Origin of the sequence: Pseudomonas sp. BS-2016 (assembly GCF_001806145.1) — a bacterium.
Taxonomy (GTDB): domain Bacteria; phylum Pseudomonadota; class Gammaproteobacteria; order Pseudomonadales; family Pseudomonadaceae; genus Aquipseudomonas; species Aquipseudomonas lundensis.
The window spans coordinates 234761-260083 of record NZ_MLCT01000037.1; the positions used below are offsets into that span (position 1 = coordinate 234761).

A 25323-nucleotide genomic window follows, 5' to 3' on the forward strand; every position below is an offset into this window, starting at 1 on the left:
CGTAAACATCGCATGGCGCAGGCCAGCCATCAGATGAGGCCCGGGTTGCTCGTACTGCGGTGGAGTCAATCATCCAGGTCTCCAGATCAATTAACCCTTGCTCGTTGAGTTTGATGTGAAGCCGCTAGAGCATCTGGTCAAACGCTCCGCGATTGCGCCAATCACGGAAGCGCTGATAAACCGTCGACCATGGGCCAAAGCGCTCAGGCATATCGCGCCAGGCAGCGCCAGAACAGAGCACCCAGAGGACGCCGTTGAGCATCAAGCGATCATCTGCTCGTGGGCGCCCACTGCGGCGGGGTTCATAGAAGATGTCTGCAACCAAATCCCAGGCGGCGCCTGCGGAATTCAAAATGGTTTCGGCTGATTTCGTACAGAGCCTAATCAAAATAAATAAAGTTGATGCTATTCCAAATTTATCTAAGCAACTGTTATTTGTGACAGCATACAAATTATTAGCCGCCCTTTATAACGGTAGTCCAGAGAATAATAAGTCTGCGGGGGCGTTTGCGATGAAGCGAAAAAACATAAAAGGCATTTCATGCGCTGATGATGAAAAATTGAGCATGCGCACTGCGCATTATTTGTCTATAGGCGCATTAAATATAATAGCGTTAGCCTTGTTGAGTTCTAGTGCTGTGGCAGGTGTAGGGGAGGATGTTGCTGCTGAGATGAAGCGCTATTATATGGCGACTGTAGACTCGTGTGATGGTGGAAAGCTGCCAGCTTATTATTGCTCTGGATTAATGATAAGAGGCACCTCAACCAACCCTAAGTATTACACGTGGAATCCAAGCCCGGACTCTAAAGTCAGCGGTGGTGTTTCATTCGAATATTTGCGTGCCGATACAAAGTTTAAAGATCCCGGCGTGAGTAAAATTAAAGGTTTTGTGTTCCAGCCTTATAGTTATTTGAAGCCGGGAATGAAGCGTACCCCTCAAGTTCTGTGTTCTTTCCCCATTGACTCATGGACCAACAATAGAAATGATCTTGGGTGCGGGGACCATTCGGAAACTGTCAGTCTAGAGACCGCCTGCGAACTAAAAAACGTTCATACCGCTGAACAGTGGGTGGCCGATTATCTACAGGTGGGCGCCAATCACAAAGAACAGTGTGGTTTTCGGCATGTCAGTGCTCGTAATGGAGCCGATGGCGTGGCGCAGTTTTATGCCAGTGTGCGAGCAAGATCATTGTTGATGAATGAATCCGCCCAACTAAAAAAAGACACATTTGAAACTCAGAATGAGTTGCGTCTTGCTACGTGGCCAGACGATTCTACGTCACTGCCAATTATGGCGTTTTTTTATGTTGAAGATCCGCACTTTGGAAGTGGGCTAAAATTCGCTCAACATGACCAACAGGATTGGGTTGTCAAGACCGGTCACAGCTATGTACCCATCATAAAAATAATTTACCCACCTACCATTAACGATCATGCTGCATTTGTCTTCAATCCAGCCGATCAAGTCGTGTGCCCTAAGTACTTTGATACTTCGACATGGTCAGAAAAAGATGGCAAATGGTCATTGGTCGTCACCCCTAGCGCGTGTGGACGAACAATAGGCACCTTTGATAGTCAAGCGGCCAGCAAAGAGCTTATGGACCTGCACGGTCAAGACAGCCAGTTTAAGGCGCTGCCATCGGGTGATTCCCTGCCTGTGCAAATTAACTGTTTGGCTTCTAATTACCGTGGTAAATCTCGGTGGTATCTGGAACCGTGGCGCTCAGCCCGAGGTTTGACAGAAGCACAAGTATTAGCCGCGGGTTGTAATCCGTAAGCGGCTGATGATACATGAAGGGGGCATTTCGAGTGAACATTCTCCGTCGTAGCTACTTACTTACAGGGGCTCTGCTGTTTCTTAATAACTTGAATGCACAGGCAGGCGTTGGGGAAGACACCGTCCGTGAAATTGAGAGCTATTACGACTCGCAAGTAGAATACTGCAACACACCTTATAGACCCGCCTATTTGTGTTCAGGGCTAATGATCCGAGGGACATCGACGTCAGGTAAGTTTTTGCCGTGGCAGCCGAGTCCTGGCACTTTGGCAAGGGGGGGAGTCCCTTTTTCTTATTTGCGCAGCGATACTAAATTTGGATTGGCTTGGGGAATAAAAGGGCTTATTTTGGCGCCTACAGATTATAAAAAATTTGGGATGTCAGACTTGCCGGAGGTACTGTGCTCCTTTCCTTTAGATGCCAATACAGCGATGAGGACAGATAAAGGGTGTGGCGATAATGTTGACACCCCTGTAGAAGAAAAGTCGTGCGAATCTTTTGGTATTACTACCGCTGAACAGTGGGTAAGTCACTTCGGGGATGTGAATAAAGATGAGACTAGGCAGTGTGGATTTAGGCAGGTTGGAGCGCAGACTTACCAATCGGCGAGTCATTTCTACGCCAGTGTGAAGGCAAAGTCGTTAATCAGAGATGGCTTCTTTAATCGGCATAATGAAGTACTCTTGGGAACATGGAGTGATGCTGAAAATTTACCGATTTTAGCCTTCTATTATGTTGACGGGCCTAATCAAAATAGTGGATTGGCAGCGGCCCAAACAGATCAGTGGAATTGGGTGGTCAACGCAGGTCATACATTTACACCGATTGTTAAAGTAACGCTTCCAGACGGCCCACAAAAAGAAGCAAGGTTTACCTTTGATCCGCAGGATCAAGCGACCTGTTCCCAGTACTTCAGCAATGTTCGCTGGGTCTTTAAAGATAATGGATGGTCGCTGGCTGTCACTCCCAGTTCCTGCGCTACGAACCTTACCAATCAAGAGTATAAATCCGCAGCCATTGAGTTGTTGAGACAGTATCGCGACAGCGTCAGGTTTAACCAACAACCTTACGGTGAGTCTTTAGCCGCACAGATCAAATGCCTTTCTCCATACTTCAAAAGCCCACGGGAGTTTTTTTAGAACCTTGGCGCACTACTAAAGGTATGACCGATGAACAAATCGCCGCTGTTGGGTGTAATCCTTGAGAGGCAGGTCAATCTAAACACGTCGTAGTAGGTATCCCTTTTTGGAATGCCTTAAGGAAGATATTAAGAAGTGCTGCAAAGCAAACCCGAAGACGCCAGCCATTGGAGCACGCGTCGAATGAGCCGGGAAACAGGGTTGTCCCCAGCCAGCGTGATGCGTATTTGGCACGCTTTTAGGATCAAGCCTCACTTGGAAAAAACCTTCAAACTTTCTACCGATCCACTGTTTGTCGATAAGGTTCACGATATTGTAGGCCTATACCTGAACCCGCCTGATCGAGCGTTGGTGCTCTGTATTGATGAAAAAGGCCAGATCCTCGAAAACCCATTCCACCCCCCCATGCCTGGCGGATGCAGTAGGTCTGATCAAGGATGTTGTAGCGGTGCCAAGTCCCGTTGCCTTCAACGACCTAGGTCAGTCTGTTGTTTTCGTTCCATTCCATCCGTGACGCTCGCCAAAAAATTCAACCGCCAGCGGGCGGTTGAATTTGATTATTCGTGACAGGCTCAACGCTTTAGGGCTCTGCGCTACCGCTAACTCGGGCCATCACACTTTGAAGCGCGCGACCAAGTGATTCAGTTCAATCGCCAGATTGGCCAGTTCGCCGCACGCGCTCGCGGTCTGACTGGCGCCTGCCGAGCTCTGGATGGACAGTTCGCGGATACTGGTCAAGTTTTGGTCTGCCTCGCGGGCTACTTGCGCCTGTTCTTGCGAAGCGGTGGCAATCAACAGGTTGCGTTCGTTTATCTGGGTAATGGCCTCGGCGATTTGCTTGAGCGACAAGTCGGCGTCTTGTGCCACGGAGATGGAGCTGCTGGCCATCTGCGCGCTGACGCTCATCGCCCCCACCGCTTGGGTGGAGTCAGCCTGAATCGCGCTGATCATTTGTTCGATTTCCTGTGTCGACTGCTGCGTACGGTGGGCCAGCGCCCGCACTTCATCGGCCACCACCGCAAATCCACGGCCTTGCTCGCCTGCGCGGGCCGCTTCAATGGCCGCGTTCAGCGCCAGCAGGTTGGTCTGCTCAGCAATCGCGCGAATCACTTCAACCACCTTGCTGATGTTCTGTGCCCTGCCGGACAACGCCTTGACCTGCTCTCCCGTACTGGCCACGTTGCTGGCCAGACTTTCAATGGCTTTAAGGGTTTGTGCCACATTCTCGATACCCGAACGGGTGAAGGCCATTGTCTCGCGGGAGGACTGGGCCGCAGCGTCGGCATTGCGGGCCACCTCGTCCACGGCGGCGGTCATTTCGGTCACAGCGGTGGCCGCCTGGTCGACTTCATCATTCTGGCGCACCAGCCCGCGGCTGGCCTCTTCGGTGACCGCCGTCATCTCTTCTGAGGCCGAGGCCAACTGGGTGGAAGAGTCGGCGATACGGGCGATGGTTTCGCGCAGGTTATGCTGCATCTTGGCCAAGGCGCCCAGCAGGCGGCTGGCTTCATCGCTACCAGTAATCGTAACCTCCCGCGAGAGGTCGCTGTCGGCGATGCGCTCGGCTACGGCCAAGGCAACCCCGATAGGCGCAGTAATACTGCGGGTCAGCACTGTGGCCAGTACGACGGTGAGCAACACCGTAGCCACCAGCAACCCAATCACCAAGGTGATGCCGTTGCTGTAGATCGAGGCAGCATTCAGGCCTGCACGCTCTGCACCCTCTTCATTAAAGGCAGCCAGCTTGTCCATTTTTTCCTGCATGCCATTGGTCATAGGGCTAATGCGGGAATTGATAAGGGTAATGGCCGCCGCGTTGTCCCCACGTTTGAGCAACGGTTCCAACTCATCCAGCAGATTGAAATACTGCTGCATGTCCGTTGCCACCGCTTGGTACAGTTCACGCTCTTGTGAGCCGGTGACCAAGGCGTCGTAGTGACTGATGGTGTTCTGCAGGGTACTGCGGTAGCCGCTCAATGAAGCGATGCGGGTTTGGCGCTGCTGTTCATCGGTGGTTACGGTGATGCGGATGCTTTCAAGGCGCAGCCGCAGGATGCCTGCCTGCATCTTGCCGACCTCACGGATGCTGGCCATCCAATTGGTTTCTACATCCTGCTCCGCGTCTCGAAGCTTGCCCATTTGCATGACAGCGACCATGCCCAGTGCAAAGACCACCAGGATAATGAGTGAGAAAAAGGTGGCAGATCGTGGAGCAAGGTTCATTGTCCTGACGTTCATTTTTTATCACTCTAAAAGGTCGGTACGTCGCAGGTGTCATGCCAAGCTATCGACCGAGAGACCAAAAGCTGCAAGCCACTCGGCGGATTTATAAACGCAGACTCTTCATTACGGCTCGTGATCTTTTACGTAGGCAGACGGCCGCCTCATCAACGTGAAATCACCCCCCTTTGCGCTTCGATCTCTCCACAGCGGTGCAGCCTGATCCCCACGGGCTGGATCAAACTGAAGGCAAAATGCCATCATTTCGTCATGATCGTAGTTCACGCCGTGTCATAAAGTCGTGCTGTCGACGTGAATTTTTTGTCAGTTCGCCAGAGAGCAAGCATCGCAAAAGGACGACAGCGCCCAAGGTGATTCCTATAGGCTGAGGAGTTCTTTGCTCCACATCCGCAGCAGATAGCAACGCGGACCGGGTAAATCATGACGCGGGAATCAACAAGCCCATGTGTTGAAGTGTGTGACAGAGCGCGGTGATGCTTCATGAGCGTCATCAAAGTGGTGCGACAGAGGAAGGGATGATGAGTGAGAAACATGAGCAAAGCGCCACGGTGACGGCAGCAGACATTGAGCGATCCATTCAGGCGCTGAACAAAATGGCGGAACGCCTTTGGGGGGATGGTCGCGAAGCGGAGGCCAAGGCACTTCTCGATGCACTGGACGCATTAAACCGAGCGCTGGACAGGATCCGGATTGGCGAAAGCCGGCGGGTGAAGACCCTGCACTGAGTGTTGGCTGGCGATCTGCATTATCTGAAAAGACGTCTCGTGCAAGTTGCATGAACAGTACGGAGCAGATGATCAGTAACCCCTTGATATGGCGAATCTATTTCTTAAATAACAAGTGGCACGACAAATGCCTTACCTACATGGAGGAAAAAAAGCAGCGCTGGCACTGATCAGCCGCACCCTACCCGTGATAGAGAGGCCTAACCATGAACGCCATTGATCTTCTGAAAGCAGACCATGAGAAAGTGAAAGCCATTCTGAACCAACTGAGTGAATCAACGGATCGCGCAGTGAAAACACGCACGGATCTTCTGACCAAACTTGAGCTGGAGATCACTGTCCACACTCAACTTGAAGAAGAAATCCTGTATCCCGCGTTCAAGTCGGCTGGCGGGAAAGACGAAGCCGAGATGTATTACGAAGCCAAAGAGGAGCACCGCACCGTGGACGCGCTGGTGCTGCCCGACCTGAAAGCCACCGATCCCACGTCACCCGAATTTGCAGGGCGGGTGAAAGTGATTAAAGAGTTGCTCGAACATCACATCGAAGAAGAAGAAACAGACATGTTCCCCAAGGCCAAAAAACTGCTCGGTAAGGCCAAGCTTGAAGAACTGGGCGAACAGATGCTGGTATTGAAAGCCTCTATGAAAAAGAGCCTTGCCGCTGCGTAAACAGTGGGTGCGTCCCCGCAACAGCAGAGAGCCCGGCCCAGCGCCGGGTTTTTTGCATTGATCCTGCACCTATCCGGTCTATCCACGGCCAGCACAGCATTAGCATCAAGAGGCGATGGCGAGTGTGTTTCATATGGACCAAACACGGCCCTGAAACGTTGGAATTTTGGACGCTCACTGAGGCGCAGGTTTTTTGCTTGAGCGCGGCGGTGTTTCTGCTGACATGGCGCTCAGCTCAACCTGCAAACAGCCTGCGACGTGGGTAAGGCCGAGCACGAACATGGGCAAGAAATCGCACGGTCAGCCCAGCGATGGGTTGCCTGAAGCAAGACTCCACTGCCCGGCCCGCCGGGATTTTTCACGCCTTCGGGATGCAAACAAACAGCGTTGATACTGCATTGGCATCTATCCCGAAAGCGCTATGCATCCACACTCCAGACAGCTAACTCATAGCCATCCAAATCAATGAAGTGAAACCTGCTACCCCCAGGAAACGCGAAAACGTCCCGGCTTATCGTGCCCCCTGCCGCTCTGATTCGCTGCTGGGTGTCTTCAAGGTCATCCGCGTAAAGAATGACTAGCGGGCCACCCGGACGCACGGGCTCCCCGGTTGTGAACCCTCCGGTAAGCCTGCCATCACTGAACTCGGTATAGCCGGGACCATAGTCTATGAAGGCCCAGCCAAACGCAGAGCCATAAAAAGCTTTGCTGTGTGCAATATCGCTGACGTTGAACTCAATATTGTCGATCTGACGATCAGACCCTCTAGCGCCCATGCTTGACTTCCTTGTTGAACAAAACTGTTTTGATGGTCTGAACCTGAGCATGCCTCCCGCGCGGAAGGAGTGCCAATCGCTGAACTTGATCCTGCCGCAGTAGCGTTCCGACATCAACCTTGCTCACAAGGATCGTGTGCTACGTGCTGGTAACGTCCGGGCGAGCGTGACCCATGCCCATCACATCCCCACTGGCGGCAAGGGCTTCGACTTGGAGCCATTCAAACCTCAGGAACTGGAGTCGGCGCGTACCAAGGTCGATGTCGGCCGCCAGGGTGTCCCATCAATACGTTTCACCGCTCACACTCAAAACGATGACGCCGATCTATTGAGGCACCGTCCAGCGTGGGGCACACTGCCACCGACTCAACGAAAAAAGGACTTTATGGATGCCATTTTCACGGGAAGAAAGAACCGCTTTGCTCGCCCTCAAAGGCGTAGGCCCCACCGTGATTACTCGGCTTGAACAGATGGGTATCGAATCGCTCGCCGAGCTTAGGAAGGCGGATGTGGGTGACATCCTGGCCCAGGCATCCGCGGCATTGGGTTCGACCTGCTGGAAGAATAGCCCTCAAGCCAGAGCGGCTATCACTGCAGCCGTAGAGCTTGCGCGCAGCTCAACGGTGAACAATCCGGCACGGTAGGTCCGTTCGGTGCCTGCCCATCGGGTTGCCTGGTGGTCATGACACTAGCCTGCCGCTTGAAAACGTCGCTAATCCCGACCCTGGAGTCGATGTCGAACGCTGAGTACGCTGCTTGAGTGCGCGCAACACGGGCCGGACAGCCATGAGATGGCCATGCCGGATCGGCGCCAATCGTCAGATTCGCGTGCGCGTGAAAAACAAAAAACGTCGGGTGGTACTGCTAAGCCAACGCGCCATAAAGGCCTTGGTCCAAGCAAAAGCTGACGCTGAACACCCCGCCATGCGTGAAATGCAGCAGGCTCACGCCCCATACATTTCCCCTCCCGGCCAGGAAAATCAGTTCGTTCACGGAAGAAGTCTGCTGCACACGCCCGTCAAACAGGCGTTTATCGCCCTATCGTTACGTGACCGACCCCAGTACAATCGCCGCCTTACATACGCGACCCTTTGCCTGATGACGGGAATGAATCCTGCTTTCATCGCAAATCAACTTGGGCATAGCGTGCAAATGCTGCTGTCCACCTATGCCAGATGGATCAGTTCTGCTTCAGACTGGAATGAAATGTCCACGCTCGGAATGTCGGAAATGGGTACTCAATAGGTACTGGCGCACCCTCGCAACTCTGTAACCCCCGCAGGATAACCTTTTGATTTCTACAGCTAACATCACGATGCAATTCGGCGCCAAGCCGCTTTTCGAGAACGTTTCAGTCAAGTTCGGCGCAGGCAACCGTTATGGTTTGATCGGTGCCAATGGTTGCGGCAAGTCCACTTTCATGAAAATCCTGGGTGGCGATCTTGAGCCGTCGGGTGGCCAGGTGATGCTTGAGCCGAATGTGCGCCTGGGCAAGTTGCGCCAGGATCAGTTCGCGTACGAAGAATTCACCGTGATCGACACCGTGATCATGGGTCACGAAGAGCTGTGGAAGGTCAAGGCTGAGCGCGACCGCATCTACTCCCTGCCCGAGATGACCGAAGAAGACGGCATGGCCGTGGCAGAGCTGGAAACTGAATTTGCCGAGATGGACGGCTACACCGCCGAGTCGCGCGCCGGCGAGCTGCTGTTGGGCCTGGGTATTGGCATTGAACAGCACAACGGTCCGATGAGCGAAGTGTCACCGGGCTGGAAACTGCGTGTTCTGCTGGCTCAGGCACTGTTTTCCGATCCAGAAGTGCTGTTGCTCGACGAACCGACCAACCACCTGGACATCAACACCATCCGCTGGCTGGAAAACGTGCTGACCCAGCGTAACAGCCTGATGATCATCATTTCCCACGATAGACACTTCCTGAACAGCGTCTGCACCCACATGGCCGACCTGGACTACGGCGAGCTGCGCCTGTTCCCGGGCAACTACGATGAGTACATGACGGTTGCCACTCAGTCCCGTGAGCAACTGCTGTCGGACAACGCCAAGAAGAAAGCCCAGATCAACGAACTGCAATCGTTCGTGAGCCGCTTCTCGGCCAACGCCTCCAAAGCCAAGCAAGCGACGTCGCGTGCCAAGCAGATCGACAAGATCCAGCTGGCCGAGGTCAAGCCGTCGAGCCGCGTCAGCCCGTTCATCCGCTTCGAGCAGACCAAAAAGCTGCACCGCCAGGCGGTCATCGTTGAGCACATGGCCAAAGGCTTTGACGGCAAGACGCTGTTCAAAGACTTCAGCTTCACCATTGAAGCCGGTGAGCGCGTCGCGATCATTGGGCCGAACGGTATCGGTAAAACCACCTTGCTGCGCACGCTGGTCAACGAACTGACCCCGGATGCGGGCACTGTGAAGTGGACCGAAGCCGCTGAGCTGGGTTACTACGCCCAGGACCATGCCCACGATTTTGAAGAGGACATGACCCTCTTCGACTGGATGGGCCAGTGGACACAGGGCGAGCAAATGGTACGTGGCACATTGGGCCGCATGCTGTTCTCCAACGATGAAATCCTGAAGTCGGTCAAAGTGATTTCCGGTGGTGAGCAAGGCCGCATGCTGTTCGGCAAGCTGATCCTGCAAAAACCGAACGTACTGGTGATGGACGAACCGACCAACCACTTGGACATGGAATCCATCGAAGCCTTGAACCTGGCGCTGGAAAACTACCCCGGTACGCTGGTGTTCGTCAGCCATGACCGCGAGTTCGTTTCCTCGCTGGCCACGCGCATTATCGAGTTGAGCCCAAGTGGCGTGATCGATTTCAGCGGCACCTACGATGACTACCTGCGCAGCCAGGGTGTGGTGTTCTGATTTCACACACCCCCTGATTACAGCGCGTCATCTTGAAAACCCGTCCCCGTGACGGGTTTTTCATGTTGTGCGCGGACGATCCTGCGCCTCATCTGTGGTCAGCCGTACGTAGCCCATTGTGAGCACTGTTTATCAATGACTGACGGAAGAATCGCCCTGCTTCGTCAATAAGATCACGGTGGATGTCCTCCCGATCCACACCCTCGGCGTCGGTACACAAACCGGGCATTGTCGCCATCTGCTCATCGGTGCAGGGCGCCATGAACACAAAGTGCCCAGCGCCCGGTATGACTTTGAACTCAGGCGCTGTAGGCAGTTTGCGAGCCAGCGCATCCGAGTTTTTGTCCGGAAACACCAACTTATCGCCATCCCCACTGTAAAGCAGGACAGGTACATGCACGTCGGCAAGGGTTTGCCGACCGAACATAAGGCTCAGCGGCGCCAGCAATAACAGCGCCTGAACGCGAACATCCGCCACGGGGGCAAGGTCGTCCCGGTCTGCAATCAATTCACCCTGGGTCGTACACGCATCACGATCCCCTGGCCGCTCCTGACAATAGCGCCTCAGCCGCTCCAGATCAGGCTGCGCACCGGCCAGGATCAGCGCCGTCTCACCGCCGGCCGAATAGCCAATCACCCCGAGTGCATCGGGCAAGACGTAGGGCGACAGGCGACTGTCCTGTAACGTCGCGTCAATGGCAGCCGATATTTGCATCGGCCTGCCATAGAGATTGCTCAGCGTGCCCAACCGGCTGTGGTCCTTATCGTTGTCCCCCGGGTGCAGCACCGCAACCACGACAAACCCTTTGCGCGCCAACGCGGTGGCCAGGTCATGCAAGGCCAGCGGTGTGCCGGTGTTGCCATGGGAGAGCATCAGCAGCGGATAGCGGCCCATCGCTATGCGGGCGTTTTGCGTGGCATCCATTTGATAAGCGCCAATCGTGCTGCGCCCTTCTTGACCGATGGATGGATAGAAGGCAATGGCATGCATGGGGCGGTCATCGAGGGGATCGAGAAACGTGAGCCGATGAAAGCCGACACTCCAGTGCAGGGACGGTTCGGCCTGCACCGCCCAAGGGCTGCAAGCCAAAAAAAGCATGAGAAGCGCACACGCACGCACCATGATCGCTCACCGCTGAAGGCGTTTAGCCGGTATTTTTCACACCTGAACTTGAGTACGGGCGCCATGCACGGTTCAGGCCATGGCTTTGGCTCAAGATGCAAAAAACTCCGTACCCGGGCCATTTGCTGACAGCCAGAATACAGAGTTTAGCGGGTGACACCGTGCCGCAAGCTTACGCTGCGCTGAACAACGCTCCAGTAATGTGCGCATGAGCATCGTTCATGGCTTTGCTGCGAACGTCATCGCCATAAGCCAGACCGTGGGCACGAACGAACGTCACATCGGTGATGCCCATAAAACCGAGCATGACCTTCAAGTAGTCTTCATGGGCCAGCCCGGTCGGCTGACCGACGTGCAACCCGCCCGACGTCGACACCACAATTACTTTTTTATTGCCGCACAGGCCTTCAGGACCGGCGTCGGTGTAGCGAAATGTCTGACCGGCAACAGCGATGCGATCAATCCATGCCTTGAGCTGAGTCGCAATGGTGAAGTTGTACATCGGCGCCCCAATCACGACAGCATCGGCGGCCAGGAACTGTGCCAGGGTGTCGGCGCTCAATTGCGCTTCGTGTTGTTGAGCCGCATCGCGCAGTTCAGCGGCGGTACCGGCAGCCACCAGCGTAGCGGCCGAAAAGTGGTCGATGGCTTCGGCTGCCAGGTCGCGATAGCTCACGTTAAGGTCAGGATCAGCCGCTTGCCAGGCGTTGACCACGGCACGACTCAACTGACGGGATGCCGAGTTGTCGCCGAGGATGCTCGAATCGATGTGCAAAACGTTCATGGTGATCTCCAGAGGTGAGGACCGCCGCCCGGCGATCAAGTGGGGAGGATGCTACCCATGAAAGCAATCGACGATAAGTCGCCACTCATGCGATAGTTCGTCCCACCTGTAGGACAGTGAGCGCGTCATGCAAGACCTGAACGATCTGTATTACTTCGCCAAAGTGGTGGAAGCCGGTGGATTTGCCGCCGCTGGACGCGTGTTGGGTATTCCGAAATCCCGGTTGTCCAGACGCGTGGCTGAACTTGAAGACCGCCTCGGCGCGCGCTTGTTACAACGCACCACCCGCCAACTCAAGCTGACGGCCGTAGGCGAACGTTACCTGCGCCACTGTCAGGCGATGCTGCTGGAGGCGGAAATGGCAGACGAAGCCGTGGCCAGTATGTCCAGCGAGCCGCGTGGCCCGTTGCGGGTGTCATGCCCCGTGGGGCTGGCCCATGAATTCATGCCTGACGTCATCAGCGCCTTTTTACGCACCTATCCTCATGTGCAGCTTGAAATGCTGCTGCTCAACCGCCGCGTCGACCTGATTACCGAGGGCATCGACGTGGCCCTGCGCGTGCGTGAGCTGGGGGACGAAGACCCGCTGCTGGCTACCCGTCGATTGCGGCAGGCGCAAACCGTCATGGTCGCCAGCCCGGCATTTGCCAGCCAATGGTCCATCGAACATCCGGACGACTTGAAGCACGTGCCCGTGCTGGGCGCGCTTGAAGCCGACCGCATGGTTCACTTGCGCATGCTTGATGAGTTGGGCAGCCCCTGTGACCTGGTATTGGAAGCGCGCTTGGGCATCGATGATTTCATCGTGCGCAAAGCCTGCACCCTGTCGGGCCTGGGGTTTACCGTACTGCCCATGATGTACTGCGAACAGGAATTGCAAACAGGCCAGCTTGTACAGTTGCTGCCCAACTGGTCATTGCCGGGGGGTTGGCTACATGCCGTTTACCCGCATCGGCGCGGGGTGATGCCCGCGGTGCGCGCCTGGATGGAGCATTTGGTTGAATCATTCGAACGCTGTGGAGACAAGCTGCTATGAGCACCAACAGGATGAACAAGGACGAGATTGCTGATTTTTGCCGTCAGTTGCCCGGTGTCAAAGAAGACATCAAATGGGGAGGCGTGCAGGTGTTCTACGTCGACCAGAGCAAGATGTTTGCGCTGTTCAACCTGAATAAGGACGGGTTGTCGTTCAAGGTGGAGAAAGAGCTGTTTCTGGGGTATGTCGATCGGCCCGGTATACGCCCCTCCCCGTATTTGGCACGGGCGCACTGGATCAATATGCAGCCGCCCTACCCCATGGGCGCCGAGGAGCTGAAAGACTTGTTGCGCCGCGCCCACCAGTTGGTGGTAGCCAAACTGCCGAAAAAGCGTCAGATCGGGTTACTGCTCTGACGCGCTTTGGCTCAGAGCTACAAGTCCAGCAGGGTCATTTTCAAAAACAGCACATCGATCCAGATCGCCTGGTGCAAGGCCACAATCAGCCAGAACCAGATTTGAAACGAGACCTTGCGCGTCTTGTGGCGCAACAGTTGCTGGGCCACACACGCGCCGGGCCAGCCCCCCAACAGCTCAACGCCGTGCAAGACCTTCTCCGGGATGCGCCACTGGCCGGTTTTGGCCCGCTGCTTGTCATACCCGTACAGACCAAATGCCAGCACGCTGGTGACCAGATAGATCAGTAACGGTACGCGGCTGACCCCGGTGATGAACAATGTCGCCGCGCCGCCCAGGGGCAACGCGCACAGCGCTGCAAAAATAACGAGCTTGAACTTCAACCCGCGGATCGGGCCGTTGCCACGCTCAGGCATGCCCACGTATTCGCGACGTTCTCGGACTGATTTGTTCACGCAGCCGCCGCCGTCCAGTTAATCCAGCCAAACTGCCAAGTGGCGAGAATCAACAACCCGAACGCGATGCGGTACCAGGCAAACGCCGCGTAACTGTGGTTGGAAATGAACTTGAGCAACGCACGCACTGCAATCATGGCGAAGACAAACGAGGTCACAAAGCCAATCGCGAAGACAGGCAAATCGTCAGGCTGAAACAAGTGACGGTATTTGTAACCGGAGTACACCGCCGCCCCGACCATGGTCGGCATGGCCAGAAAGAATGAGAACTCAGTGGCCGCCTTGCGCGATAACCCGAACAGCAAGCCGCCAATAATCGTCGAGCCCGACCGCGAGGTGCCGGGGATCATGGCCAGGCACTGTGCAAAACCGATTTTTACCGCGTCTTTCCAGGTCATGTCATCGACGGTTTCGGCGTGAATCACGTGCTCACGGCGTTCCGCCCAGAGCATGATCACCCCGCCAATCACCAACGCAGCAGCCACGGTGATCGGGTTGAACAGGTAGTGGTGAATGGTGTCGGCAAAGATAATGCCCAGCACCACGGCGGGCAGCACGGCGATCATCAGGTTGACCGTGAAACGACGCGCCTTGGGCTGTGTGGGCAACCCGGTGACAACGTCCAGAATTTTGCGCCGGAACTCCCAGACCACGGCCAGGATGGCACCGAGCTGAATGATGATGTTGAACGCCATGGCTCGCTCACCACCGAAATTGAGCAAGTCTGCGACGATGATCTGGTGGCCTGTACTGGAGATGGGCAAAAATTCCGTCAGGCCTTCTACCACGCCGAGTATCAACGCCTGTGCGGCAGTCCAAAGATCCATTGTTCCCCCATGAAGCCCCGCATCGTGCCGGACTGATTATTGAAATGTGAGTGTGTGCAACCGCTGCCGCAGGTGGGTCACACGCGTGGATTTTCGCCAGTGCGATGTGAAAAAAGTGTCAGAAATCAAGAAACTTACAGGTTTTCCCGTTTCGGCCGAGATCCTATCAGACACATTCACTTTTCGCTGCTATGACATTAGACGCAAGTCGCATGGGCCCCGCCCGCAAAGCATGCTTGGATGCCCATGAGTGTCGACGACAAGAAGAAAAACAAGGAGTGACCGTTCTATGAATACCTTACGCAGGTTGTCTATCAGTCGTCGTTTGTGGCTGATTTTACTCGTGGCCATGGCCATGCTGCTGGCGTTGGGTTTGTTGATGCTTAAACAGATCCATGAAGACCTCTATCAGGGCAAAGTGCAGAAGACCCAACACGTGGTGCAGACGGCCAGCGGCATCCTGAACCACTACCACGGGCTTGAAACGGCCGGCACCTTGAGCCGTGAAGCCGCGCAACAGCAGGCGCTGGCTGTGGTCAGGCAGTTACGTTACGACCACGACGACTACTTCTGGATCAATGACCTGCGCCCCTACATGGTCATGCACCCCACCAACCCCAAGCTCGATGGCAAAGACCTCTCTGCGATCAAAGACCCCGACGGCTTTGCGCTCTTCAACGAGATGGCGACGCTGGCCAAAACCAAGGGCGCGGGCATGGTCGATTACCGCTGGCCGAAACCGGGCTCTGACGCCCCGGTGCAGAAAACGTCCTACGTGCAACTATTTGAGCCATGGGGGTGGGTCATCGGCTCCGGCGTGTACATCGACGACATGCAGGCCGAGTTCTGGGGCCAGGTCTGGAGAGCCTGCTGGGTCGGGCTGGGCATTGCGTTGATCATGGCCGCGCTGGTGACGCTGATAGCCCGCAGCATCGTGCGGCCCCTGCAAGAAGCCGTGCAGGCCATGGCTAACATTGCCAGCGGCGAGAGCGACCTGACCCGCAGCCTGGACACCCACGGCCAGGATGAACTGACCTCAATGGCGCAACACTTCAATGGCTTTGTTGCCAAATTGCGCAATGTGGTGGGTCATCTGCAGTCCACGGCCACGGCGCTGGATCAGTCGTCCACGCAAATGGGCCACGATGCCAGCGAGGCCCAGCAGCGTTGCCAGCAACAGGCGCTGCAAATGGATCAAGTGGCCACGGCGATCAACGAGGTCAGTTACGCCGTGCAGGACGTGGCCAAAAACGCCGAACACGCGGCCAGCGAAATGCGCGGCGCGCAGGACCAGGCGCAACAGGGCCAGCACAACATCGACAGCAGCTTGCAGCAGATAGACGACCTGTCCGGCACGATCAGTCAGGCGGTGGAGGTGATTCGCACGCTGGCCTCGCAAACCACAGACATCAGCACCGTGCTGGAAGTGATCCGCTCGATTGCCGAGCAAACCAACTTGCTGGCCCTGAACGCGGCCATTGAAGCGGCGCGCGCGGGTGAGCAGGGTCGCGGCTTCGCGGTGGTGGCGGACGAAGTGCGTTTGCTGGCCCAACGTACGCAAAAGTCGACCGCAGACATCCAGGCCATGATTGAGGGGCTGCAAAAACACTCTGAAGCGGCCGTCAACGTCATTGCCAGCAGCAGCCGTGCTTCCCAGCTGACGATCGAGCAAGCCACGCAGGCCGGGCAAAGTTTGAGCAGTATCGGTCAGGCGCTCACCAACCTGAACGGCCTCAACGCGTCGATTGCCAGTGCAACGCTGCAACAGTCGCATGTCGTAGAAGACATCAACCAGAACGTGACGCAAGCCGCCGGCTTGTCGCAAAGCACCGCTCAGGCGGCCGAGCAATCCAGTGTGGCCAGCCTGCACCTCAAAGAACTAAGCGTGCAACTCAACCAGTTACTGCGCCAGTTCAAGGTGTAAACACTGCAGCGGCGCAGGGTTCTCCTGCGCCGCTGCTCTCCCCCGCGTTCACGCAATCACAATCTCTGCGCCATTCAGCGTCGCCAGCCCGACGCCCACCAACGTCACCGAACTGTCCGCAAAACTGAGCACCGTGTCAGCTCCCACGGCACGGGCATGGGCCCGGTAATCAGCGTCGTAGCCACCTTCCACGCCCAGGAACACGAGCGTGTCGGTGGGCTGATAACCGAGCAGCGTGTCGTGACCGAAATGGCCGCTAAACACAAACGTGTTGTTGCCGCCCGCTGACTCCAGCCGATCATCGCCGCCGCCTGCGATAAACACATGCTGGCCTAGCGTGCCAATCAACCGGTCATCGGCACCCTGCCCGATCAGCCAGTCACCTTGTGTTGCGGCCTTGAGCGTACTGCTCTGCAGGCCGCCGTTCACCGAGTGGGCATAGTCGCTGCGCTGAGTGCCCGCCCACAGCCCATCATCGGCGATCCGGTGCGTCACCGGCTGACGAATGCCCAGCCACCCGGCTTCATCGCTCACCAACTGGCTGAGGTCACGGGTCAGGCTGAGACCGCCGTCGGTGTCGCGCACGTACAACGTTCCATGCCCGTCGTTCACCACCTCAACCGTGTGCAGTGCGCGTTGCAACTCCAGCGTATTCACGCCCTGGCCACCCAGAATGATGTTGTAGCCGCCACTGTCACGAAAGGTGTCGTTGCCGTCGCGGCCCTCCAGAAAATCATTGCCGCGCCCGCCCTGAATCAAGTCATCGCTGTCGCTGCCGATGATGAACGTGCTGCCGGTGTGCGCTTGCGCATGGCGGTTGAGGTCCTGCACCCAGGTCGTTTCCCGCGCCGGGCCGGACAGATTGGCCACCACGAGGGTCGCGTCTTTATGGGTCAGGTGATAAAACGCCGAATCAAGGAGGCGGTTCAGGCCGTGGCCATAGCCGCTGGGCAGATGGCTGATCCAGGTCGAGACATTGACGATGGAGAACGGCAGCACATTCCACGCCGTGGACGCGTAATGGTCGTTGAAGCTCACGATATTGTTGGTCGCCGACGGCAAAGGCGTGTCGTGTACGCCCAATGACGAGAAGGTGAAGTCCGATCCGTCCAGTGCCCGGAACACCGGGTCGTTTTCGTACCCGATGTTCAGCACGTTTTGCGTGGTTTCGCTTTGCGTGGGCGAGGCGAAGGCAATGTAGTTCGCCTCGCGATAAAACCCGGCCCAGCGTTCGTTGCTCAGGTCGGCCAGGCTGTTGACCGCCAGTCCGCCAAGGCTATGGCCGGTGACCAGTACATCGTTGCCACTCAGCCCATGTGCCCGGGCAAACGTGGCGACGCTGCCCAGCAACCCGTCAAACGCCTGGCCGGTGTACTGGCGCGCGTAATCGTCGGGGCCGAAGGCAGCCAGCAGATCGCTGATGACATCGCCAAGAGCATCGGTAATCAACGACTCGCGCGGGCCACTGGTGCCGCGAAACCCGATGCCGATGGACGTCAACTGCCCATCGGCAGCATATTTGCCCATGATTTCGACTTGTGCCGTGTCATAGCCTTTTTGCTCGCCATAAAAGGTGCCGCGATGATCCACTTTGCCGGCATACCCCAACTGACCGGCACTGATGGGCGTCCATCCGGCCTTCTCAACGGCCTCGCGAGCCAGTTTTTCCGAGTCAGGGTTCCACGGGATGCCCGGCACCACGCCTTGCGAGTCCACCCCGCCCAACACGGCCGTGACCAGCGTCAGCGGTAAACCGACGCCCATCCCGTGCTTCTGATACCCCGCATCAAACCCGTGATCGAGGTTGTGATAGCTGTACAACGTGAGGGCCAGTGCGTCTTGAACGAGTGCTGTTGAAGCGCTGTTGCCCACGTGTTTGTAGTCAAACACTGCCATGGTCTTGCCCTCCTCACGGATGAATCGGCTGCGCCCCAGCGCGCGGCACAAAGGCCTCATCGACCTTCGCCAGGTCCTGCTCACGCAGGGTGCCTGCGTAAAAATGCAATTTGGTCCATGCCAACAAGTAGTCGTAGCGCGTCTGCGCCAGATCGCGGCGCGTGCTGTAGAGCTGCTGCTCAGCGTTCAGGGCATCGAGGTTGACCCGCTCTCCGCCCAGAATGCTTTGCCGGGTCGAGACCACCAGCGCCTCGGCTGAGGTCAGGGCTTTCTGATACGCCCGTAGTTTGCTGACCCCCGACTGACACGCGTTGAATTGGCGACGCAACTCAATCAGGGTTTCCCGGGTTTTACCTTCCAGTTCGTATTCGACCTGCGACAGGTTGCTGCGGGCTTGGCGCACGGACGCCGATACGCCACCGCCCGAATACAGGGGCAGACTGATTTCAATGCCAATGGTGTTGGTGTCATAACGCTGGTTGTAGGTATTACCGCTTTCGGACTCCATCTTGCGCACGCTGGCGTAAGCATTGAGTTTGGGCAGATGCCCGGCCCGGTTGCGCTCCACCTCGTAGCGCGCCACGTCCAGGGCTTCGCGCTGGGAGGCCAGCACCGGGTTATTGGCCAGCGCGATTTCGTGCCATGTCGAAAAGTTACCGGGCTCCAGCGCGAAGGGGTTGAAGCCAGGCGCCAAGGGGATCAACTGATCGATATCGACCGTCGGCTGGCCTATCAGGGCGCCCAGCTCGCGCAAGGCTGCGTCCTGCTCATCCTGGGCCTGAATTTCTTCGGCGGTGGCCAGTTCGTAGCGCGATTCGGCTTCAAGAATGTCGGTACGGGTGCCTTCACCCTGACGAAACATGTGCTCGTTTTGTCGGAATTGTTGCTCGTAGGCTTTTTTCTTCGCCCGTGCGTTATCGATTTGATCCTGCGCAAACAAGGCCTGGGTGTAATGGGTCAAGACGCGTACCAACAGTTCCTGACTCTTGCTGCGAAATGTCTCGTTCGCGAACAACGTTTGCGCCACGCCCTTGCGGTAATTGGCGTACGCCTCGTAGTCAATCAGTGGCTGCTGGAGCAAGAACGTCGACCCATAACTGTTGTAGTTGCGGTCTTCGTGGCGGTTGCCCTGGTCATTCAGGTAAGTGGCTTTGGAATGGTTACGCCCCTTGTTGTAGCTGTAAGACAACTTGGGCAGCAAACCCGCCCGGCCGATGAGGCGATTCTCTTGACCGGCGTTTCTCTCTTCAATCGCCCCCAGAAACTCGGGATCGTTGCGCAACGCCTGTTCGTACACTTGAAACGGTCCCATCGCCTGCGCGCTGGCAGTCATTGCCGCCCATAACGCCCACCCCAGGCACACTCTTGAAGCTGCTTTCATACGTCGCAATTTCCTATCGCTCAGTCAACGCAGAACCTGCGCGATCCAACAGTGGTTTGAACAGGTAATTGAGCAGTGACCGCTCGCCCGTGCGCACGAACATCTCCGCCGGCATACCGGGTTTGATCACCAGGCCGTTGAGCGTTTCGAGCGCCTGGTCGCTCACTGAGCTGCGCAGCACGTAATACGGCATGCCGGTTTTCTCATCCAACAGTTGGTCGGCCGAGACCAGGCTGACTTCGCCCGACACACGGGGCGTACTGCTCTGATTGAATGCCGTGAACAGAATGTCCACCGGCAACTCGCTGCCCACCCGATCCACCAGGTTCACCGGCAAGCGCCCTTCGACTTCCAGTCGCGTCCCTTGAGGCACGATTTCCAGTAGGGTTTCACCGGCGCGGACCACTGCGCCTTCGGTGTGTACCCCCAAATTCACCGCAATCCCGTCTGCAGGCGCGGTAATTTCGCTGTGCTGCAAGTCAAACCCGGCGGACGCCAGTTGTTGCTCAAGGGTCAGGCTTTTGAGTTGCGCGTCAGCCAGTTGGGTGCGGACTTCCTTTTGATATTCGTCGATGTGCTGCGCCAGCTTGAGGCGCGACTCAAGAATGCCCTGCTCGATACGCCCGCTTTCCCCGGTGTTTTGCGCCACGTCCTGCTGCACTTGGGACAACTGGCGCTCGTACTCCATCAGGCGGTTGCGCGGGATGTAGCCGTTTTCCGCCAGCGGTCGCAGGTTGTTCAACTGCTGACGCAGGGAATCGGCCTGGGCGGTGAGGTCTCCCCGCGCGCGGCGCATGCCGGCCAATTGCCGGGTCGCGCCTTCGATGCTGGCTTTAAGCGCGGATTGCTCGCGGGCAAAGGCTTCACGACGGCTGCTGAACAGCTGCTGCTGACCTTCAAGCACCAGCGCCAGCCGCGGGTCGGGGTTATTGCTCAATTCGGGCGGGAAACTCACCTGCTGCAAGTTGTCGCGCTCACTCTGCCAGCGCGCCGTGCTGGCCCACGCCATGCGGTACTGCGCGCGTAACGATTGCACATCCGCCTGGACCTGGGTTTGGTCCAGGCGAAACAGCGGTTCACCCTGATGCACCGCCTGGCCCTCGCGCACCAGAATCTGGCTGACCACCCCCGCGCCCAGGGACTGGACGGCCTTGCGTTTACCCGACACCACCACGGTGCCCTGCACCGGAATGCCTTCGTCCAGCGGCGCGAGGCTGGCCCAGGCAAAGAAACTGCCTGCGCCGATCAGGGTCAGGATCCAGCCCATGCGCACGTAGAACCCGGCGCCACGTTCCATGGCTTGCGACTGTTGTTGATTGTTCATGATGCGTGCGTCCTTGCTCATGCGCCGCTGCTGCGCGTCTGTGCCTGATGGGTGCGAGGGATGCCAGTGGCGGCCGCCTGTTGTTGCTGGGCGCCGGTCAGCGCCTTGAGCACCTCGGCGCTCGGCCCGAACACCTGGGTGCGGCCCTCGTTGAGCACCAGCAGTTTGTCGGCCTGCGCCAACGACGCAGAACGGTGCGTCACCAGCACCACGGTGCAGCCTTGAGCCTTGAGCTGGGCAATGGCGCTGGTGAGTGCCGCGTCGCCCACGGCATCCAGATTGGAGTTGGGCTCATCGAGCACCACCAGGCTCGGGCTGCCATACAGCGCACGGGCAAGCGCCACGCGCTGTTTCTGGCCGCCGGACAAACCGCTGCCATCATCCCCCAGCAGCGTGTCGTACCCGTTTGGCAAGCGCAGGATCATCTCGTGGACCCCGGCCTGCCGGGCCGCCGCCACCACCTGTTGCGGGTCAGCGTCGCGGAACCGCGCGATGTTGTCGGCGATGGAGCCACTAAACAGTTCAATGTCTTGCGGCAAATAGCCGATATAAGGCCCAAGTTGGTCGCGGTCCCATTGGTGGATATCCGCCCCGTCCAGACGCACCGTGCCCGCCAGGGTCGGCCAGACGCCGACCAGTACCCGGGCCAGAGTCGATTTGCCGGAGCCCGAAGCCCCGAGCACCCCCAACACCTCGCCCGCCACCAGGCTGAAACTGACGTGATGCAGGGTCGGCAGACGAATGCCCGGAGGCGCCGCACTGACGTCTTCGAAACTCAGGTGGCCCTTGGGCGCAGGCAACGCCATGTTCTCTTGCACCGCCGGGTGCTCACGCAACAGACTGTCCAGCCGCTGGTAGGCCAGCTTGGCGGAACTCCACTGTTTCCAGACGGCTATCAGCTGGTCGATGGGGCTGAGCACACGGCCCATGAGAATCGAACCGGCGATCATCATGCCCGCGCTCATGTCGCCCTGAATCACCAACAACGCCCCCAGCCCCAACACCAGCGATTGCAGGCACAGGCGCAGGGTTTTACTCACCGAGCCAATGACCGCGCCGGTGTCGCTGGCCTTGTTCTGCTCGGTCAGGAAGCGTGAATGGACGTTGAACCAGCGCTTACGTAACACGCCCAGCATGCCCATGGCCTGAATGGTCTCGGCATTGTGCAAATGGCTGGTGGCCAACTGACTGGATTGTTGCGAAAACACACTGGCCTGGCTCAGGGATTTGCGGGTCATGACTTCATTGACGCAGGCCAGTGCGATCAACACGGCGGCACCGGCCGTGGCAAAAACCCCCAGCCAGGTGTTGAACATGAAAATCACAAACAGGTACACCGGAAACCACGGCGCATCGAAAAAAGCGAATAACGCCGGGCCGGTGACAAATTGACGAATCAGGGTCAGGTCGCCCAGCGCCTGACCGGCATGGGCCTGGCCGCTGAACAGGTTGCGCTCGAACGCGGCACGGTACACCTGCTGATTGAAACGGCGCTCCAACTGGCTGCCGATGCGTATCACGATAAAACTGCGAACGGTTTCTAGCGTGCCAATAAAGATAAAGAACCCCACCACCATCAAGGACAACATCGCCAGCGTGGTGGTGTTCTGTGATGACAGCACCCGGTCATACACCTGAAGCATATAAATAGAAGGCACGAGCATCAGGATGTTAATCAAGGCCGTAAAACACCCGACACTGATGAGAATCTTTTTATAGTCGGCCAATACCTGTATGAGGGGCGCGACGGGACTGCTTTTCAGCCGCTTCATGAATCTTCCTTGATCAATAAACCACGTCCACAGGCACTGGCGAGTGCCTGCCAGCCACCTTGTTGCCGTTCAATGTCGTTGTGGCCTCATGCCTGATCCGGCGTTTACGGTCACAACTGATCCGGCCTGAATAACGGCGCTGGCTTGTTTGCGTTAATGCACACTTTGTAAGTGTGCACGTTGCATCACCAGGGTTTTAGAACCCTCCACTGAGCCTTCATAGCGACCTGCTTCTCGCAACTCCAAAAAGAGTGACTGCGAGCCGTCTTTTCCAATCAGCAAGAGGCCATCCGGGGTGGGCGACCACGTGGTCGGCGTTCGGCCCAGCCACGCCTGTAAACAACTGACCTGGGCACTGAAGGTCCGGTCTTTTTTCAACGTGACTGTGCACGCGTCCTGTTCGGCCCCTTGCACATAAAACGTCCAACTGCCCGCCACTTGTGCGGGGCTTAATAACATCAGCGAACTGGCCATGGCGCTCTCTGTGGTAGTCAACAGCAATGCAGCCACACAGCCCATTGCTTGTATAAAACGGTATGCAGTGTTCATGAGACCTCGGCGTAGTGCCAGAGGGCAGCGCTTGCGCGCTGCCCGTTTACCGACAGCCTTACGCGACGATGTCGTAAGTTGCCACTTGCCCGACGGTGGTGATCAGGAAATCGGCTATGCCGTGTCCGCTGAAGTCCACTTGCAGCGAGCCAGCATTGCTGGCCTGGTTGTAGCTGACGACCGCATCACCCGCCTGACCGGTGAACGCATTGACGAAATTCAACCCACTGAGATGAGTAATCCCGGTGAGGTCGATTTTGTCGAGCCCGGTCTGGAAATCCATGAGGGTATCGGCCGCCTTGGGGGTCGAATCAGACACTTCACGGTAAACAAACGTGTCCGAACCGCTCCCGCCCCACAGCTTGTCTGCCCCGCCACCGCCGTAGAGGATGTCGTTGCCGGCACCGCCCTTGAGGATGTTGGAGGCCGCGTTGCCCAGCAACAGGTCGTTACCCGAACCCCCGATGGCGTTTTCGATGGTCACGCCTTGAGCGATCGACACGTTACCGGTCATCCCGCCCACGTCAGAGAACGAACCGGCGGCCAGGTTGATTTTCTGGTTCTGGCTGAAACCCGAGAAGTCCAGCGTGTCATTGCCGCCGCCATCCCACACCGAAAAAATCAACTTGTCGGTGGCCGAAGTGGCGCTGTAGTAGTCGCGGTCAGCCGTGGAGTTGAACCCATAAACGGTGTCACCGGCGCGGGTTTCCATGTTCGCGCCGTACAGCTTCTGCACCGCAGCAATGTCATCGAGCAGTGGTGCCGACGCATAGGCGCCTTCCCCGGTCTTGGTGAACACTTGGCCGGTGTTCTTCTCGCTCCAGTAACTCATGACACTGTAAGCACGGGTGTCTTCGCCATACACGGCATCACGGTAGCTCGGGTTGCCATTACCGGCGTTGTAGTCGCCGGGGTGTGACAGGCCCAGGGTGTGACCGATCTCGTGGGTCAGGGTCTGACGACCGTAGTTGCCTTCCCCCGGGGTTTTGTTGACATCGTAGTCCTTGTTGATCAGGTACCACGACTCGCCTTTGCGCGAGCTGTTCGGCAGGTAGGCAAACGCAGCCCCGCCGTTGCTGGCGCTGAAGTTGGCGAAGGTCATGTGACCATCGTCACCCCGTGCCGCCGGGCCTTCAGTGAAGGTCACTTTGGCCACATCGGCCCACGACTCCAGCGACAGCTTGGCCTGTTCCTTTTGCAGCCCGGAGAACGAGCTGAAAGTGCCCAGACCACGGGAGGCATAGCCCGGCGGTGGAGACGTGAGGAAGGTGTAGGACAAATTGATCACACCGTCGCCATTGAGGTCGTACCAACTGGCGCCACTGCGGGTCAGTTGGTCAGCGGCCTGATCGACCGTAAACGATGGCTTGCCATTGACCAGGTGATTACCGCGGTCATAGAAATGACTGAAGTTATCCACCTGGGTGAAGGCAGAACTGGTGCCGTTGGCCGCAAACGTCGGGTTGACGGACAGCGCTGCTTTCTCTTTAAGTTTCGACATGTAAACAGTTCCTTGTTTAGCAGTAGAAAAGTTTTTGACAGATATAGACGATCCCATGGCGAGATCGTCCTATCACTCGCCGTTTATTGGCCGGGCGAAGTTGACACACTTCGAAATATTCAGTCCAGCACTTTTTTGACGTCAATAAACGACTTTTCCGTAAGTAGCCGTAAACATTGGAACTTTT

General features: G+C 57.1%; 22 protein-coding genes and 3 pseudogenes. 11 read left to right on the top strand and 14 right to left on the bottom strand.

Annotation, left to right across the window (positions count from 1 at the left end; translation table 11 throughout):
- Positions 1–31: 31 nt before the first annotated feature.
- Positions 32–352, bottom strand: a pseudogene (locus BKD70_RS24475) (transposase); the annotation flags it as partial.
- Between BKD70_RS24475 and BKD70_RS24480 the strand changes: the two are divergent.
- From BKD70_RS24480 to BKD70_RS24485, 3 genes and pseudogenes are all read left to right on the top strand, one after another.
- Positions 312–1778: a DUF2599 domain-containing protein gene (locus tag BKD70_RS24480; protein WP_080960331.1), complete on the top strand. Its 1467-nt coding sequence runs from the start codon at positions 312–314 to the stop codon at positions 1776–1778. The pseudogene BKD70_RS24475 and the gene BKD70_RS24480 overlap by 41 nt on opposite strands.
- A gap of 32 nt (positions 1779–1810) precedes the next feature.
- Entirely contained in the window at positions 1811–2917 is a 1107-nt protein-coding gene (locus BKD70_RS24870; RefSeq protein WP_139047505.1) for a hypothetical protein, read from the top strand.
- 147 nt (positions 2918–3064) lie between these two features.
- Positions 3065–3298, top strand: a pseudogene (locus tag BKD70_RS24485) (IS630 family transposase); the annotation flags it as partial.
- A gap of 231 nt (positions 3299–3529) precedes the next feature.
- On the opposite strand, the gene BKD70_RS25760 reads toward BKD70_RS24485, so the two are convergent.
- Positions 3530–4393 (bottom strand): methyl-accepting chemotaxis protein, encoded by an 864-nt coding sequence (locus BKD70_RS25760; protein ID WP_371914014.1) that lies wholly within the window; start codon positions 4391–4393, stop codon positions 3530–3532.
- A pseudogene (locus tag BKD70_RS25765) lies at positions 4385–5155 on the bottom strand (MCP four helix bundle domain-containing protein); the annotation flags it as partial. The gene BKD70_RS25760 and the pseudogene BKD70_RS25765, both read right to left, overlap by 9 nt.
- A 521-nt stretch (positions 5156–5676) precedes the next feature.
- Between BKD70_RS25765 and BKD70_RS20840 the strand changes: the two are divergent.
- Entirely contained in the window at positions 5677–5883 is a 207-nt protein-coding gene (locus tag BKD70_RS20840) for a hypothetical protein (protein ID WP_047274528.1), read from the top strand.
- Between the two features lie 206 nt (positions 5884–6089).
- A complete protein-coding gene (locus tag BKD70_RS20845) occupies positions 6090–6554 on the top strand; it encodes a hemerythrin domain-containing protein (RefSeq protein ID WP_047274526.1) in 465 nt (154 codons plus the stop codon).
- A gap of 419 nt (positions 6555–6973) precedes the next feature.
- Here the strand turns inward: BKD70_RS20845 and BKD70_RS20850 are convergent, their stop codons facing one another.
- Positions 6974–7330, bottom strand: a complete 357-nt coding sequence (locus BKD70_RS20850) for a VOC family protein (protein WP_047274524.1) — start codon at positions 7328–7330, stop codon at positions 6974–6976.
- Positions 7331–7719: 389 nt separating this feature from the next.
- Between BKD70_RS20850 and BKD70_RS25470 the strand changes: the two genes are divergently transcribed.
- From BKD70_RS25470 to BKD70_RS20865, 3 genes are all read left to right on the top strand, one after another.
- On the top strand, positions 7720–7974 hold the full coding sequence (locus BKD70_RS25470) for a Pathogenicity locus (protein WP_047274522.1): 255 nt from the start codon (positions 7720–7722) through the stop codon (positions 7972–7974).
- A 142-nt stretch (positions 7975–8116) separates the two neighbouring features.
- Entirely contained in the window at positions 8117–8575 is a 459-nt protein-coding gene (locus BKD70_RS20860) for a hypothetical protein (protein ID WP_052892160.1), read from the top strand.
- A 46-nt stretch (positions 8576–8621) separates the two neighbouring features.
- Positions 8622–10208 carry an ABC-F family ATPase gene (locus tag BKD70_RS20865; protein WP_080960212.1) on the top strand — a complete coding sequence of 529 codons (1587 nt, stop codon included), beginning with the start codon at positions 8622–8624 and terminating at the stop codon, positions 10206–10208.
- A gap of 88 nt (positions 10209–10296) precedes the next feature.
- On the opposite strand, the gene BKD70_RS20870 is transcribed toward BKD70_RS20865, so the two are convergent.
- Positions 10297–11331, bottom strand: coding sequence for a dienelactone hydrolase (locus tag BKD70_RS20870; RefSeq protein WP_047274518.1), 1035 nt, complete (start codon positions 11329–11331; stop codon positions 10297–10299).
- A 172-nt stretch (positions 11332–11503) separates the two neighbouring features.
- The gene (locus BKD70_RS20875) at positions 11504–12115 is read right to left on the bottom strand and encodes an FMN-dependent NADH-azoreductase (protein WP_047274516.1); all 612 of its coding nucleotides are present in this window, start codon (positions 12113–12115) and stop codon (positions 11504–11506) included.
- A gap of 127 nt (positions 12116–12242) precedes the next feature.
- Here BKD70_RS20875 and BKD70_RS20880 point away from each other — a divergent pair, with 127 nt between their 5' ends.
- Both BKD70_RS20880 and BKD70_RS20885 read left to right on the top strand, forming a co-directional pair.
- Entirely contained in the window at positions 12243–13151 is a 909-nt protein-coding gene (locus BKD70_RS20880) for a LysR substrate-binding domain-containing protein (RefSeq protein ID WP_047274514.1), read from the top strand.
- A gap of 11 nt (positions 13152–13162) precedes the next feature.
- Complete coding sequence (locus BKD70_RS20885; RefSeq protein WP_047274536.1) at positions 13163–13507, top strand: MmcQ/YjbR family DNA-binding protein; 345 nt, start codon at positions 13163–13165, stop codon at positions 13505–13507.
- 17 nt (positions 13508–13524) lie between these two features.
- Here BKD70_RS20885 and BKD70_RS20890 read toward each other — a convergent pair whose 3' ends face one another.
- A complete protein-coding gene (locus tag BKD70_RS20890; protein ID WP_047274534.1) occupies positions 13525–13923 on the bottom strand; it encodes a DUF1294 domain-containing protein in 399 nt (132 codons plus the stop codon).
- 35 nt (positions 13924–13958) lie between these two features.
- The gene (locus BKD70_RS20895; protein WP_047274513.1) at positions 13959–14789 is read right to left on the bottom strand and encodes an undecaprenyl-diphosphate phosphatase; all 831 of its coding nucleotides are present in this window, start codon (positions 14787–14789) and stop codon (positions 13959–13961) included.
- Positions 14790–15078: 289 nt separating this feature from the next.
- Here BKD70_RS20895 and BKD70_RS20900 point away from each other — a divergent pair, with 289 nt between their 5' ends.
- Positions 15079–16713, top strand: a complete 1635-nt coding sequence (locus BKD70_RS20900; protein WP_047274510.1) for a methyl-accepting chemotaxis protein — start codon at positions 15079–15081, stop codon at positions 16711–16713.
- 48 nt (positions 16714–16761) lie between these two features.
- Here the strand turns inward: BKD70_RS20900 and BKD70_RS20905 are convergent, their stop codons facing one another.
- The 6 genes from BKD70_RS20905 to BKD70_RS20930 form a co-directional block, all read right to left on the bottom strand.
- A complete protein-coding gene (locus BKD70_RS20905) occupies positions 16762–18609 on the bottom strand; it encodes a polyurethanase (protein ID WP_047274508.1) in 1848 nt (615 codons plus the stop codon).
- Between the two features lie 13 nt (positions 18610–18622).
- A complete protein-coding gene (locus tag BKD70_RS20910) occupies positions 18623–19942 on the bottom strand; it encodes a TolC family outer membrane protein (protein ID WP_230683806.1) in 1320 nt (439 codons plus the stop codon).
- A gap of 61 nt (positions 19943–20003) precedes the next feature.
- Positions 20004–21335 (bottom strand): HlyD family type I secretion periplasmic adaptor subunit, encoded by a 1332-nt coding sequence (locus BKD70_RS20915; protein ID WP_047274505.1) that lies wholly within the window; start codon positions 21333–21335, stop codon positions 20004–20006.
- The gene (locus BKD70_RS20920) at positions 21332–23086 is read right to left on the bottom strand and encodes a type I secretion system permease/ATPase (RefSeq protein ID WP_047274503.1); all 1755 of its coding nucleotides are present in this window, start codon (positions 23084–23086) and stop codon (positions 21332–21334) included. Before BKD70_RS20920 ends, BKD70_RS20915 begins: the two co-directional genes overlap by 4 nt.
- 153 nt (positions 23087–23239) lie before the next feature.
- Positions 23240–23635, bottom strand: coding sequence for an AprI/Inh family metalloprotease inhibitor (locus tag BKD70_RS20925; protein ID WP_047274499.1), 396 nt, complete (start codon positions 23633–23635; stop codon positions 23240–23242).
- 58 nt (positions 23636–23693) lie between these two features.
- The gene (locus BKD70_RS20930) at positions 23694–25136 is read right to left on the bottom strand and encodes a serralysin family metalloprotease (RefSeq protein ID WP_047274497.1); all 1443 of its coding nucleotides are present in this window, start codon (positions 25134–25136) and stop codon (positions 23694–23696) included.
- Positions 25137–25323: the final 187 nt, after the last annotated feature.

Coding starts and splice junctions, on each gene's coding strand:
- BKD70_RS24480 (WP_080960331.1), top strand. CDS start 312: ATGTCTGCAACCAAATCCCAGGCGGCGCCTGCGGAATTCAAAATGGTT.
- BKD70_RS25760 (WP_371914014.1), bottom strand. CDS start 4,393: ATGCAGCATAACCTGCGCGAAACCATCGCCCGTATCGCCGACTCTTCC.
- BKD70_RS20840 (WP_047274528.1), top strand. CDS start 5,677: ATGAGTGAGAAACATGAGCAAAGCGCCACGGTGACGGCAGCAGACATT.
- BKD70_RS20845 (WP_047274526.1), top strand. CDS start 6,090: ATGAACGCCATTGATCTTCTGAAAGCAGACCATGAGAAAGTGAAAGCC.
- BKD70_RS20850 (WP_047274524.1), bottom strand. CDS start 7,330: ATGGGCGCTAGAGGGTCTGATCGTCAGATCGACAATATTGAGTTCAAC.
- BKD70_RS25470 (WP_047274522.1), top strand. CDS start 7,720: ATGCCATTTTCACGGGAAGAAAGAACCGCTTTGCTCGCCCTCAAAGGC.
- BKD70_RS20860 (WP_052892160.1), top strand. CDS start 8,117: ATGAGATGGCCATGCCGGATCGGCGCCAATCGTCAGATTCGCGTGCGC.
- BKD70_RS20870 (WP_047274518.1), bottom strand. CDS start 11,331: ATGGTGCGTGCGTGTGCGCTTCTCATGCTTTTTTTGGCTTGCAGCCCT.
- BKD70_RS20875 (WP_047274516.1), bottom strand. CDS start 12,115: ATGAACGTTTTGCACATCGATTCGAGCATCCTCGGCGACAACTCGGCA.
- BKD70_RS20880 (WP_047274514.1), top strand. CDS start 12,243: ATGCAAGACCTGAACGATCTGTATTACTTCGCCAAAGTGGTGGAAGCC.
- BKD70_RS20885 (WP_047274536.1), top strand. CDS start 13,163: ATGAACAAGGACGAGATTGCTGATTTTTGCCGTCAGTTGCCCGGTGTC.
- BKD70_RS20890 (WP_047274534.1), bottom strand. CDS start 13,923: ATGCCTGAGCGTGGCAACGGCCCGATCCGCGGGTTGAAGTTCAAGCTC.
- BKD70_RS20895 (WP_047274513.1), bottom strand. CDS start 14,789: ATGGATCTTTGGACTGCCGCACAGGCGTTGATACTCGGCGTGGTAGAA.
- BKD70_RS20900 (WP_047274510.1), top strand. CDS start 15,079: ATGAATACCTTACGCAGGTTGTCTATCAGTCGTCGTTTGTGGCTGATT.
- BKD70_RS20905 (WP_047274508.1), bottom strand. CDS start 18,609: ATGGCAGTGTTTGACTACAAACACGTGGGCAACAGCGCTTCAACAGCA.
- BKD70_RS20910 (WP_230683806.1), bottom strand. CDS start 19,942: ATGACTGCCAGCGCGCAGGCGATGGGACCGTTTCAAGTGTACGAACAG.
- BKD70_RS20915 (WP_047274505.1), bottom strand. CDS start 21,335: ATGAGCAAGGACGCACGCATCATGAACAATCAACAACAGTCGCAAGCC.
- BKD70_RS20920 (WP_047274503.1), bottom strand. CDS start 23,086: ATGAAGCGGCTGAAAAGCAGTCCCGTCGCGCCCCTCATACAGGTATTG.
- BKD70_RS20925 (WP_047274499.1), bottom strand. CDS start 23,635: ATGAACACTGCATACCGTTTTATACAAGCAATGGGCTGTGTGGCTGCA.
- BKD70_RS20930 (WP_047274497.1), bottom strand. CDS start 25,136: ATGTCGAAACTTAAAGAGAAAGCAGCGCTGTCCGTCAACCCGACGTTT.